The sequence below is a fragment of the Microcoleus sp. AT3-D2 genome (assembly GCF_036705715.1).
Lineage (GTDB): Bacteria > Cyanobacteriota > Cyanobacteriia > Cyanobacteriales > Microcoleaceae > Microcoleus.
On sequence record NZ_JAUBVE010000060.1, the window covers coordinates 17,964 to 30,923 of the forward strand.

9 protein-coding genes and 1 pseudogene are annotated in these 12,960 nt (G+C 46.3%); 4 read left to right on the forward strand and 6 right to left on the reverse strand.

Translation table 11 applies throughout. The features are described from left to right. The first annotated feature begins 96 nt into the window (after positions 1-96). From trpS to QUB44_RS21865, 3 genes are all read left to right on the forward strand, one after another. On the forward strand, positions 97-1,107 hold the full coding sequence (gene trpS / locus QUB44_RS21855; protein ID WP_333370728.1) for a tryptophan--tRNA ligase: 1,011 nt from the start codon (positions 97-99) through the stop codon (positions 1,105-1,107). 107 nt (positions 1,108-1,214) lie between these two features. Further along, positions 1,215-2,105, forward strand: coding sequence for a methylenetetrahydrofolate reductase (locus QUB44_RS21860; protein WP_333370730.1), 891 nt, complete (start codon positions 1,215-1,217; stop codon positions 2,103-2,105). 258 nt (positions 2,106-2,363) lie between these two features. Continuing rightward, positions 2,364-4,013: a mucoidy inhibitor MuiA family protein gene (locus tag QUB44_RS21865; protein ID WP_333370732.1), complete on the forward strand. Its 1,650-nt coding sequence runs from the start codon at positions 2,364-2,366 to the stop codon at positions 4,011-4,013. 97 nt (positions 4,014-4,110) lie between these two features. Here the strand turns inward: QUB44_RS21865 and QUB44_RS21870 are convergent, their stop codons facing one another. The 5 genes from QUB44_RS21870 to QUB44_RS21890 all read right to left on the reverse strand — a co-directional run bounded on the left by QUB44_RS21870 (position 4,111) and on the right by QUB44_RS21890 (position 7,990). After that, complete coding sequence (locus QUB44_RS21870; protein ID WP_333370734.1) at positions 4,111-5,076, reverse strand: SGNH/GDSL hydrolase family protein; 966 nt, start codon at positions 5,074-5,076, stop codon at positions 4,111-4,113. Between the two features lie 4 nt (positions 5,077-5,080). Continuing rightward, positions 5,081-5,572, reverse strand: a complete 492-nt coding sequence (locus QUB44_RS21875; RefSeq protein WP_006634691.1) for a YajQ family cyclic di-GMP-binding protein — start codon at positions 5,570-5,572, stop codon at positions 5,081-5,083. Between the two features lie 139 nt (positions 5,573-5,711). Continuing rightward, positions 5,712-6,128, reverse strand: coding sequence for an MAPEG family protein (locus tag QUB44_RS21880; protein ID WP_333370760.1), 417 nt, complete (start codon positions 6,126-6,128; stop codon positions 5,712-5,714). Between the two features lie 15 nt (positions 6,129-6,143). Beyond that, positions 6,144-6,647, reverse strand: a complete 504-nt coding sequence (locus QUB44_RS21885; protein ID WP_333322141.1) for a DNA recombination-mediator protein A — start codon at positions 6,645-6,647, stop codon at positions 6,144-6,146. Between the two features lie 245 nt (positions 6,648-6,892). Continuing rightward, positions 6,893-7,990, reverse strand: coding sequence for a phosphotransacetylase family protein (locus QUB44_RS21890; RefSeq protein WP_333370736.1), 1,098 nt, complete (start codon positions 7,988-7,990; stop codon positions 6,893-6,895). 568 nt (positions 7,991-8,558) lie between these two features. Here QUB44_RS21890 and QUB44_RS21895 point away from each other — a divergent pair. Next, a pseudogene (locus QUB44_RS21895) lies at positions 8,559-9,608 on the forward strand (IS630 family transposase). 417 nt (positions 9,609-10,025) lie between these two features. On the opposite strand, the gene QUB44_RS21900 reads toward QUB44_RS21895, so the two are convergent. Beyond that, positions 10,026-12,960, reverse strand: a 2,935-nt coding sequence (locus QUB44_RS21900) for a calcium-binding protein (protein WP_445299919.1), incomplete at its 5' end; no start/stop codon positions are given.

Consider the following 12,960-nt stretch of genomic DNA (forward strand, 5'->3'; position numbering starts at 1 on the left):
GTCAACCGTCAACAGTCAACCGCCAGAAAATTAGAGGCTCTGAAATTGAAATAACGTGTCAATATAGAAATGTGAGTTCAATTCTATTCTTTCCTCATGGGCAAAAAGCGCGTTCTTTCTGGAGTTCAGCCAACGGGCAATCTTCACCTCGGCAATTATCTCGGTGCCATTCGCAACTGGGTAGAAGGTCAAAGTCAGTACGAAAATTACTTCTGCGTAGTCGATTTGCACGCAATTACCGCACCGCACAATCCAGCAACTCTAGCCTCCGACACTTACACGATCGCCGCACTCTATTTAGCTTGCGGCATCGATTTAGAATATTCTACTATTTTCGTGCAATCCCACGTCTCGGCGCACACAGAACTAGCATGGCTGCTCAACTGTATTACGCCGATTAACTGGCTCGAAGATATGATTCAGTTTAAAGAAAAAGCAGTTAAACAAGGTGAAAATGTCAACGCCGGTTTGCTAAATTATCCGGTGTTAATGGCAGCCGACATTTTGCTTTACGATGCCGACAAAGTGCCAGTGGGAGAAGACCAAAAACAGCATTTGGAACTCACCCGCGATATTGTCATCAGATTAAATCACCAATTCGGCACACCCGAAAAGCCAGTATTGAAACTTCCCGAACCGTTAATTCGGACTGACGGTGCGAGGGTAATGAGTTTGACAGATGGCACGCGCAAAATGTCGAAATCTGACCCTTCCGAACAAAGTAGAATTAATTTATTGGATTCGCCAGATACGATCGCCAAAAAAATCAAGCGCTGTAAAACAGATGCCGTGCGGGGTTTGACGTTTGACGACCCCGATCGCCCCGAAGCTAGAAATTTGCTGACACTTTATCTCCTGCTTTCCGGCAAATCTAAGGAAGAAGTAGCAACAGAGTGTGAAAACATGGGTTGGGGAGATTTTAAACCCTTGCTGACAGAGACGACAATTAATGCCCTCAAACCAATTCAGGATAAATACAAGGAAATAATGGACGATCCGGGATATTTAGAGTCTGTACTACGTCGTGGAAGAGAACAAGCAGAAGCTATTGCTAATCAAACTCTAACTAAGGTTAAAACAGCTTTCGGTTATTCTTTACCTGTTTAGTTGTTAGTTGTTAGTTGTTATTGGTTACTGGTGAAGAATAACAACTAACAACTGTCAACTAACTGTCAACTGTCAAATAACAAATAACCAATAACAGACAAATAATCATGAACCGTTTTCGCACAGCCTGCACCACCCCCGGAGAATTTATAATTACCGCCGAAGTTGCCCCGCCAAAAGGTGGCGACATGACTCACACAATTCAAATGGCTGAACGCCTCAAAAACAGAGTCCACGCCATTAATATCACCGACGGGAGTCGCGCAGTGATGCGAATGTGCCCCCTAGCAGTTTCGGCGATTTTAGTGCAGCACGGAATTGAGCCAATTTGTCAAGTTGCTTGTCGCGATCGCAATCAAATTGGCCTGCAAGCGGATCTCATGGGAGCCCACGCTTTAGGCATTCGCAATGTATTAGCACTTACAGGCGATCCCGTCAAAGCGGGCGACCATCCTAAAGCCAAAAGTGTATTCGACTTTGAATCAGTACGGCTGTTACAAGTCATTCAAAAAATGAATGGCGGCAAAGACTGGAATGACAAACCTTTAACCGACGGATTTACCGATTTATTCGTCGGTGCTGCCGTCGATCCGCAATGCCCCAGTTGGTCGGGTTTGCAAAGTCGATTTGAGAAAAAAGTAGAGGCTGGAGCACAGTTTTTTCAGAGTCAATTAATTACAGATTTTGAAGTTTTGGATAAGTTTATGCACCACGTTGCAGCGGGCTGCAACAAGCCAGTTTTAGCAGGAATATTTTTGTTTAAATCAGCTAAAAATGCTGAATTTATTAAAAAATACGTGCCGGGAGTTCACATCCCACAAGAGACGATCGATCGTTTAGCAAAAGCTCCCGAACCCTTGCAGGAAGGCATAAAAATTGCTGCCGAACAAGTCAAGCTAGCGCGGCAGATTTGTCAAGGAGTTCACATGATGGCCGTCAAACGAGAAGATTTAATTCCTCAAATTTTGGATTTGGCAGGAATCGAGCCACTGAGCTAAAATTAACCGACGGGGCGGGTTTTATCAACTATTAATGCCTAACATTAACGATCTCATAAACCTGCCCACCCCCGCGCTACCATTTTGAACATCAAACTGTAGGGGCAGGTTTGACCAACCATCAATGTATAAAACTAATGATCTCGTAAACCCGCCCTCCTCCGCTGTAGATAATCCAATAACTTCTGAGTTTGATTAATAAACTACTTTGAAAAATGCACTATCGACTAAACGCTTATTAAATAGGAGCAACTGGCAATGACTGACTCAGAAATACTTAATTCTGATACCATTAAAACACTAGATACTAGCATATCAGAAGTTACAGTTTACACCGATCGCGCTTTGGTGACGCGGCGCGGTAGGGTATCTCTGACGGGAAACGAGCGAGAATTGGCGATCGCCTCTGTACCCGCAACCCTCGACACAGAGTCAGTCAGGGCCACGGGTGCTGGTACACTTGCTGTGCGATTGCTGGGAGTGCGAACCGAAACAGTGTTTAGCAGCGAACCAGTGGGCGATCGCACTGCCGAATTAACCCAACAAATTCACGAGTTACAAACCCAAAGACGGGGAATTAACGACAAAATAACCGCCCGAAAAATTCAGCTCAAATTTGTCGAAGGTTTGAGCGAAAAAAGCGTCGGTTTCTTTTCCAGCAGCATCGCCAAACAGCAGGTAGGTTTAAACGAAACTGGCGAATTGCTCAACTTTTTAGGAACTAATTATCTCAAATATGTAAGTGCGATCGCCCAACACGAAAGACAGCAGCAAGAATTAGACAAGCAAATAGAAGCTTTGCAGCAGCAGTTGTGGCAAGTACACACTCCCAATTCTCAGCAAAGTTTTAACATCATTGTTGCCATCGAACCCAGCGGCAGCGGCAATTTTGAACTAGAAGTTTCCTATGTAGTCATGGGAGCCCGTTGGGTTCCCCTATACGACTTGCGAGTCAACACTACCAACAACCAAATTAATCTCAATTACCTAGCAGAAGTCAATCAAAATACAGGGGAAGATTGGACGGGAGTATTGCTGACTTTATCTACAGCAAAACCGGGAATGGGAACTTTGCCGCCAAAACTAGAACCCTGGTTTATCGATACTTTAAACTCTACAGTCAAATACCGAAATACCGAGTCAATAGCGCGCTCTAGTCAAACTTTATCAGATTCTTATGGAGATGCGGCGGTATTTGAAGGGATGTCCAGTGGCTTTGCAGGCACTACAATCGACACAGCCTCCCAACCCAGAGAAGCTGAAACAGCCACAGCCAAAGTATCCAGAGAAGGAGGCACCGTCTCATTTCTAGTAGGGGGAAATACCAAGATTCCCAGCGACGGTACACCGCACAAAGTGATGGTTTTAAGAGAAAATTATCCGTTTAAACCAGAATATATAGCCGTTCCGCGATTAGTCAGTTTTGCCTATTTGCAAGCAGTTGTTGTGAATCCGCTGACAGGTGCAACTCTGCTTCCCGGTAAAGCAAATATCTTTCGCGACAACACTTTTGTCGGCAGTGTGCAGTTAGAAAATGTTTCCCCAGGGCAAGAATATAAACTGAATTTAGGAATAGATGAAGGACTCAAAATAGAGCGGGAATTAGTAGAAAGACAAGTAGATAAAAAACTGATAGGCCAGCAGCGGCGCATGAGTTACGCTTATCGCTTAAATGTGACAAACTTGCATCAGGTGCAGGTACACCTGACACTAAAAGAGCAATTGCCAGTCAGCCGCAATGAACAAATTAAAGTGCGATCGACTCTGACTAATCCGAAGATAGTAGCAGGTGAAATGGGGCTGCTAGAATGGATAATGTCTCTGCCGCCGCAAGCAAAGCAAGAGTTATATTACCAGTTTGTTGTCGAACATCCTCCAGAGTTAACAGTCACGGGTTTAGATATTTAATACCAATCAGTTGTCAGTTGTCAGTTGCCATTTGTCAGGAATTACATCTTCCTTCTTCCGACTTCCATCGGACTTCTTCCTTTGGCTATAAAGCAGCTTATTCCTTCCCGCCACACGCCACCAATTTTTTCTGTATACACAACTGTTGAAACACTAAATCTGCTATTGATTCATAAGCTGGGGCTGTGGGGTGTACGCCATCCCGAAAATAACTTTCTACCCTCGTTTTCGGCAATTTTGACCAGGCTGCATGAGTGTCTATGACTGGAATTTTTAAAGCTTTTAGCCGATCGACAAACTCGGATTTAAACTTGGGCTGATTCGGTACGGGCAGTAAATCCGCTCGATCGCAACTATACAACACAAACAATGGAATATTCTTAGCTCGCACCAAAGCAACTATTTGCTCAAATCGCTGCATATTTTCCATAAACCGTTGTGATTCCGACACCGGCACTCTCGCCGCAGGAGAATTCGATACAAAAGCCCTTGACAATTCGGGCATAACGTGTCTTTGAAACACTTCTTGAATTGCCAATAACGGTTTGCGATCCGGCATCAGCGGGTCATTTCCCACCCCCCCGCTGCTGCTTGGAGGTTGTAGCAAATCGTGAGTACCAATTTGCAAAATCACAGCATCGCTTTCAAAAGTGCCAAACTTGCGAATATATCCCAATTGATTGCCAATTCCCCAAGAACCTGCCGAAGCATTCAGCACCTCAACTTGCTTTTTTATGCCCAACAAACGCGCTTCAAACAATTCTGGAATAGTTTCTTTCTGATCGGTGGTATTATTACCGTTGAGAACCGAATCTCCTATCATCAAAATTCTGAGAGTTCCTTCAGGCTTTGCTGAATCGATTTGTTCAGAACGCTGAGAAAATTGATTGTACTCAAGTCTATTGCCAAAGCGATATACAAGTTGATTTGGTGCAAATATATAGCCAGCATTCGCATCAGCTTGCAGCAAGGCCGGATTTCCGAATCCGAGCAAGCGCAAGGCAAGTTCTATCGCACTCAAAGATGCGATCGCACAACCGACAATCCAATACTTAGCTTTCAAAAATTTACCTGTAATTCGTAAACTGCAAAGCCACGGGATAGTCTTCTTGCTTCAAGCGTTGAATCACCAACTGCAAATCATCCTTATCCTTAGCAGACACCCGCACTGCATCTCCTTGAATCGAACCTTGAATCTTCTTAAATTCATCGCGAATCAATTTAGTAATTTGTTTCGCGATTTCCTGACTTATTCCTTTTTTAAGTTTAATTTCTTGACGCACCCGACTGCCGCTAGCAGGTTCAGCTTTACCGTAATCAAAAATTTTCAAAGATAAATTCCGCTTGGCGGCTTTAGTTTGCAAAACAGTGTGAATTGCATCGAGAGTAAATTCGCTGTCCGTATTGACAGTAATTGATTCTGCACCCAATTCCACGGTAGTTTTTGTATCTTTCAAGTCGTAACGGCTTTGAATTTCCCGCACAGTTTGGTCAACAGCGTTAACTAATTCTTGCCGATCGAACTCGCTGACAATATCAAAGGAATAACTAGCAGCCATAAATTAGTAATTGGTAATGGGGCATTGGGCATTGGGCATTGGGCATTGGGCATTGGCACGCGCAGGGCATTGGGCATTAACAACTAACCAATAACCAATAACCAATAACCAATAACCAATAACCAATGACTACTGAAAATTAGCCGTTAACAGCCATTAAACTGAAATAGAATAAAGAAACAGTGCAAGAAGAACTAATCGCAAACATGAGCGATCGCCCCAGCGGCACATTCAGAATATAGAAAACCGAAAACAACAACCGGGCGATCGTAAAAGCGATCGCAGCCCAACCCGCCGATTCCGAATCTACCCCCGTCACAAAAGCCATCAAAGCCGCCGCTGAAAACAGCATAAACGTCTCAAACGAATTTTGGTGAGCCCAAGTTGCCCGCTGAGCGTAAGCAGGCAACTTCTCAAACATAGCGCGGGGGGCTGCTTGGTCATAGCCTAGCTGCAAGCGGGCGAACGCAACCACCAAAAACGGTGCGTAAACCAGCGCAGCAGCAGCCGCAATACAATCCAGCAGAATAACCGACACAGGCAATCCCAACACCATCATCCGCCTCGCAGTTCAATCAAAATAGAACAGAGTAACCACCTTGCGCTGTTCCTCCGCATCCTGGCAAGTTTTCAGCAAAGTGTGGCTTTCGTGAAAAGCAAAACAGATCAGTTGCTGACAGCGAGAAATAATCTCCTGATTGCACATGGCGCTTGCTTCCGGGAGAGACAAGCTATCATTTTTGGGATTTTCTACCAAATGTATGACTTGTTCGAGTTGCTCGCGAGACTCCCGAGGCTGGCGACTCATGCTTTGTGGCAAAATCACCGTCAGCAGATTAGGATCTGCTCGCATTGCCCCCCGAATTGCGGCTGAATTGGTGCCTGTAGCGCCAGATGTGATGAGCTGATTGCCTCCCAGAACTATGGCGTAGCTCAGCATCTCAATTAGCTGCTGGTGGGTAATAGGAACGTGGCGAGAACCCAAAAGAGCAATCCGCTTGGAGCTGGTTTGCTGGATCGCCGCAAGTTCTTGTAAAAAATCATCTACTCTGGGTAGCTCAATTGATTGACTCAAAGAATTTATTAAATTAAATAAAACTACGTTGTGGATTTTAGCAGACTCACTAGCCATTGCCGCCAAAAAGAAGTTAAGAATTGCTGATTGACCGGATCAGACTAGAGGAGCGGGAGAGTTGAGGAAGCCAGAGCTCAAGGTAGAATTCAAGAAAAATTGAGAATTTAAGAATTTTAGCTTTTTATTTATTTAAACAAAAAGTTCTCTCTGCCGAATACCTTCTTCCTTCAGCTCCGGCTCTCTTCTTAATGGACTCGATCGCTCAGGCCCAAGGATGCCATCATGCCATCAAGGTCAAAATGTTCTGCCATTAGCTGAGTAACGCATTCCACCTTGATCGGTTCGTGCAGGCGCACGCTGCCAAAGGTGCTGTCGATAATTTCCACCGTGGTTAAGGTATCCAAATCAACAGACAAAACCGGAATTTCCATTTCTTCTGCCCTGCCGATCACCAGCGGAGAAGGAGGCAAGTGGCCTGTCAAAATTAAGCACTGAGTCGAGCTCTCCAGAGCCGCTAGCTGAATGTCCGTGCGATCGCCCCCCGTCACCACCGCCATATTTCTCGCTTTGCGGAAATACTTCAGAGCAGAACTAACATTCATCGCGCCAATTGTCAAGGTTTCCACCATCAAGTCCAAACGGTCTCGACGGCACAGCACATCAGCTTTCAATTGGTGCACCAATTCTTTGACGCTGACACTTCGCAGCAAAGCACTTCTCGGCAGCATTCCCAAAACTGGAATACCCGCAGCCTCCAGAAAAGGCCGCACAGTCGCCGTTACGGATTCGAGTTTGTCCGAGGGAACGTCATTGAGTACCACGCCCAGCAACCGCGAACCCAAACGCTGTTTAGCCGACAGCAAATCGTCTACATACAGATCGATCGGGCGGGCTATCAACAGCACAGAGGCATCAACTGCCTCAGCGATTTGAGCCAAAGACAAATCAAACAGACTGCCCTCCTCCAAATTAGCTGGGCCTTCTAACAGCGCTAAGTCTCCGCTGGGAGTTTGCAAATATTGCGCTAAAGACTGGCGGTAATCTGTCTTGTCTTCTCCCCGCAAACGCTTGTGAACCGTCTCTTCATCCAAATACAGCAGTGTTGACGGCATCTGACTTTCTGAGAGCTTCAGCGTTTCTACCGCGAACCGCACGTCTTCGTCCTCGAACCCAGCTCCTGGCGAGCTGAAACAGGTTCCCAGAGGTTTGCCGTAGGCGACGGCCAGTCCTTTTGCCCGGAGTCCGAGTGCCATCCCCAGGGCGATGGCAGACTTGCCGCTGTAAGCTTTTGTGGAACCGATCAGCAAATATTTAGTCAATTTGGGTACGCCTTCAATCCTCAATTTGCACCTGTCTATTTCAATAAATTTAGTTTTTCAACAGTATTTTTGAACTGATCCTCAATTTAGCAATACTATATTATACTCGATTTTGTCGTTTTTGCGCCGATCAATTTTTTGATTGAAACTTTTATTCACCTATTGGCAACCCTTTTCTTCGCATTTTTTTTCACATTTTTTGTGAAAATAGGGGTTTTATTATATTTTTTATCCGCAGCTTTTGACAATTACTCATAAAGCGTGAGTGCCTTAATAACCGTTTTTGGGGTGACAATTTTCCTAAAAATTTATTGCTTAATTTAGACATTGCTACCGAGCAGTTGAAAATAAAAACAACACAGTATAAATATTGAGTGGAATTTTTTCTCCCGGCAAAAGGCTTGTCAGTAGAATTAACGTCATATTTCTATGGATAAAGTACAGGTATTCCGTAGGGAGAAAGCATGGTCTGTGTCCTAATCAGTTTTGCATACCATTCAAAATGGATATGTATTATTAATTATTAATTATTAAGCTGTTGTGCCTTTAAATAGGGTATAATAAAAAATGAGTTTAGTCAATCTATACAAAAATGCCAGCTAAAAACCATCTCAATCCCAAACAAATAGAGAAAGTACAGAAAGCTTTAAAAGAGGACGAAAAGGCAAATATTAGAGAAAGAATTCTAATTTTATTATTGCTCAATGACGGCAACACACAATCTAAAATTGCTGATTTTTTGGGTTGCTCAGTCAATAAAGTATCTTATTGGTGTGTCAAGGGAGACCCAGACAATCTAGAAAGTCTAATTGATGAGAGAATGAAGGGAAATCACAAAAAAGCCACAGATAAATATATAGATATGTTATTAGAAACTATCGAAAAATAGCCTCAAGAATTAGGATATAATTTTGGACGATTGACAGCGCAGAGATTAGCAACATACTTATAAAATCCACAGGAATAAAATTAAGTGGAGGGCAAGTTCGGAGGATATTAAACAAAAAAAAGTATGTTTACATCTGGGCTAAGTATAGCCTAGAGTCGAAGAGAAATTCCGAAAAAAGAACAGCGTTTAAAATAAAGATAGCCGAATATTTAAAAGTATAAAAAGAAACGCCAGAACGTTTACAGGTATGGTTTTAAGACCGAGAGTGGATTGAGTTTAAGAGTCACCATCAGAAAGAACTGGTGTAAAAAAGGCAGCCGCACAAAGGCACGAGGAGACCGGAGAAAAGGCAGAGTTAATGTAATGGGAGGAGTGAGAAGTTCGGATAAAAAAAGGTGGTAGAGTCCCTCAAAAAGGAAATTCATATAATTTTTATCAAGTGCTAAAACTGTTTTATGAAGAGCTAATTAATGAATGGTATCAGCAGGTAATCAAGCCTCATAATTTGCTGAAAAAGGAGCCAAAATAGTTATTATCCTTGATAATGCTAGTTTTCATAAGAAAGAAGAGTACCTCAAAAAAATTGAAACAGAAATGCCTAATCTCCATTTAGAATTTCTCCCCGAATATAGCCCCGACTATAACTTAATTGAATTAGTATGGCATTCGGCAAAAGAATATATTGCCAATCGACTTTTTACATTAATTGAAGAGCTAGAGTATTTATTGCACCGCCTCTCAAATGAAGGGTAATTAATAATTAAATGGGGTCGCAAAATCAAAAATAAGGGTAATGCTTGTATCACAGTTTAAATGTGCAACAGCTTAGTGCGATCGCCCGCGTTCAAACTGAGCGGAGGCAATGCGAGCAATAAGCTCCTTAGAATCGGGCTTATAGCTTCTAATATCAACTCCGCTAGCATCGGAATTGTAAAATCGAATCAACACTCAATACTCAACTATCATTGAGTTTTTCCATCCCTCCTTCAACAGTCAACAGTCAACAGTCAACAATAATTCCGGTGCAACCGGAATTGATATAAACACATAAATTGTCAGGCGACGTGGGCTGGCATTTCGGCAGCCCAAAGGCTGATTGCGATGCCAGCCCGATCGCAGTTCAAGGAGTGTAGATTGATTTTCCTTGGACGGATCTATAGCGCTTTCCTCTCAGCTACCGAGTCGCAAAATTTGAACGAAATCGGACGGCGCGATCGCACTCGCTTGCACCCCATTCAAAACTGCCAAGAGTTCCCCAGAGTTAGAAATTCTTATGAAAGTTGTGGGACTGGCCTCTTGCCCGTCTGTGCCTTGGCTAATACTCAGTTGAGTGAAAGTCAAACCGCCCGCTAAACTCAGCAAATCTTCCCCTTTCCTGAAGTCGGATATTACATCACTTCCTTGTGCGGGTGTCAAGACAAATAAGTCGCGTCCGCTGCCGCCGAGCAAAGTATCGCTGCCCTCATCGCCAATCAGCACGTCGTCGCCAGCACCGCCGACCAAGCTGTCACTGTCTTTGCCTCCCAAAATCGTATCGTCGCCAGCATCGCCGTTGATGGTATCGCTGCCTTCATTGCCGAACAGCAGGTCATTACCAGCACCGCCGCACACTTGGTCTTGACCGCCAGCAACGCCGACAGGCAGGGGGCTGCCAATATCCCCAAACACCGTGTCATCCCCCTCGCCGCCGCAGATAGAGTCATTGCCTTGGTCGCCGAACAGCAAGTCGCTGCCCGAGTCGCCTAAAACTACATCGTTACCCTTGCCGCCGCGCGCAGTATCGTTGCCGTCACCGCCAGAAAGGGTATCAGAGGCATCCTGACCGGAGAGGAAGTCGTTTCCCTTGGCACCCAATAACAAGTCGTTCCCGGCGCGATCGCGGTCAGATTCGCTGTTGGTGCCACCGTAGAGGCTGTCGTTTCCCTCCTCGCCCACAACAGTGTCAGAACCCCGTCCGCCCCATATCAGGTCGTTATCTTTGCCCCCGAAAGCAGCGTCGTTGCCCTGACCGCCGAACACGGTGTCGTAGCCTGCTTGACCGTTAAGGTAGTCGTCGCCGGGCCCGCCCAACAGCAAGTCGCGATCGACCTGTGGTCCAACAGGAATGTTGCTGATCAATCCGCCAAATAGGTTGTCGTTGCCTGCCAAACCGACAAGAACATCGTCTCCGCCCAAACCGTTGATGCCGTCACTGTCACTGGTGCCAGTGAGGATCTCGTTTGTATCCGTACCAGCCAGGTTGTTTTGAACAAGATTGAAACCATGAAGAGGACTGATCTCCGGTAAGGTAATTTGCGCGCAAATGCAATCTGGATCTTCAGTTGGCGGCAGGGTGGGGACGGGAGTTGGTTCGGGGATTGGAGTTGGGGCTGGAGTTGGTGCTGGAGTTGGTGCTGGTGTCGGCGGCACGATAATTGTGGGCGAAAAGTTGATGACTGGTGCTGGTGTCGGCGCTGGTGTCGGCGTCGGCGGCACGATAATTGTGGGCGAAAAGTTGATGACTGGTGCTGGTGTCGGCGCTGGTGTCGGCGTCGGCGGCACGATAATTGTGGGCGAAAAGTTGATGACTGGTGCTGGTGTGGGGGAAGAGATGTCGTTGTCGGCGATGGTGACAGTAACTGGTGCGATCGCCACTGGCAAGTATTCGGCCGCGCTGCCGGAGGCGACGCTGTGATTGATCGTGCCGCTGTGCGCTCCTTCTACAACAGTGTCGTCGGTTGCTTTGACGGTGACTGTTTGCGGTGCATCCCAATTAGCCGGAGTGAAAACGAGCGGAGCGATCGCATCTATTTGACTGCCCGCAGCGAAATTGACCGTAACGTTAGCTGTCGGCGCTTTGGTAAGGACAATGTTGTAGGTGCCTGCTACACCGCCTTCTGCTGCATTGGTGCTGTTAGGAGTGACGGCAATGCCGGGGGAGTCGTTGTCGATAATCAACACATCGACTGGAGAAATGCCGATATTGTTGTAAGCCAGATCCGTGCTGCTAGCGCTGGCTGCGATCGTGCTCAGGTGCGTTCCTTCGACGGCGGAGTCGTCGGTTGCTTTGACAGTGGCGGTTTGAGGCAGGTTCCAGTTAGCCACAGTGAATGTGAAGGAGGCGATCGCTTCTATTTGACTGTCTGTCGCGAAGGTAACTTTAACGTCGCTTGAAGGCTGTTCCGTTAATACCGCGCTGTAACTGCCATTGGCACCGCCTTCTGCTGCATAAGTAGTTGTGGGAGTAATTTTTACCCCGGCCGTCGAGGTAGCTGTGTCGTTGTCGGCGATGGTGACAGTAACTGGTGCGATCGCCACTGGCAAGTATTCGGCCGCACTGTCGGCGGCTACGCTGGAAAGAATGAACCCGCTGTGCGCTCCTTCTACAACAGTGTCGTCGGTTGCTGTCACCGTTACTGTTTGCGGTGCATCCCAATTAGCCGGAGTGAAAGTAATGGGAGCGATCGCATCTATTTGACTGCCCGCAGCGAAATTGACCGTAACGTTAGCTGTCGGCGCTTTGGTAAGGACAATGTTGTAGGTGCCTGCTACACCGCCTTCTGCTGCATTGGTGCTGTTAGGAGTGACGGCAATGCCGGGGGAGTCGTTGTCGATAATCAACACATCGACTGGAGAAATACCGATATTGTTGTAAGCCAGATCCGTGCTGCTAGCGCTTGCTGCGATCGTGCTCAGGTGCGTTCCTTCGACGGCGGAGTCGTCGGTTGCTTTGACAGTAGCGGTTTGAGGCAGGTTCCAGTTAGCCACAGTGAATGTGAAGGAGGCGATCGCTTCTATTTGACTGTCTGTCGCGAAGCTAACTTTAACGTCACTTTTTGGCTGGCTGTTGAGGGCTACTTGATAGGTGTCGGTTGCGCCGCCTTCGGCGACAATGGTGCTGCCGCCTGTTTGGGTAACAGTCACGCCAGCAGGAGCATTAGTAGCTGTGTCGTTGTCGGCGATGGTGACAGTAACTGGTGCGATCGCCACGGCCAAGTATTCGGCCGCGCTGCCGGAGGCGACGCTGTGATTGATCGTGCCACTGTGCCCTCCTTCTACAACAGTGTCGTCGGTTGCTTTGACGGTGACTGTTTGCGGTGCATCCCAATTAGCCGGAGTGAAAACG

Coding starts and splice junctions, on each gene's coding strand:
- QUB44_RS21875 (WP_006634691.1), bottom strand. CDS start 5,572: ATGGCTGCTAGTTATTCCTTTGATATTGTCAGCGAGTTCGATCGGCAA.
- QUB44_RS21860 (WP_333370730.1), top strand. CDS start 1,215: ATGAACCGTTTTCGCACAGCCTGCACCACCCCCGGAGAATTTATAATT.
- QUB44_RS21865 (WP_333370732.1), top strand. CDS start 2,364: ATGACTGACTCAGAAATACTTAATTCTGATACCATTAAAACACTAGAT.
- QUB44_RS21880 (WP_333370760.1), bottom strand. CDS start 6,128: ATGGTGTTGGGATTGCCTGTGTCGGTTATTCTGCTGGATTGTATTGCG.
- trpS (WP_333370728.1), top strand. CDS start 97: ATGGGCAAAAAGCGCGTTCTTTCTGGAGTTCAGCCAACGGGCAATCTT.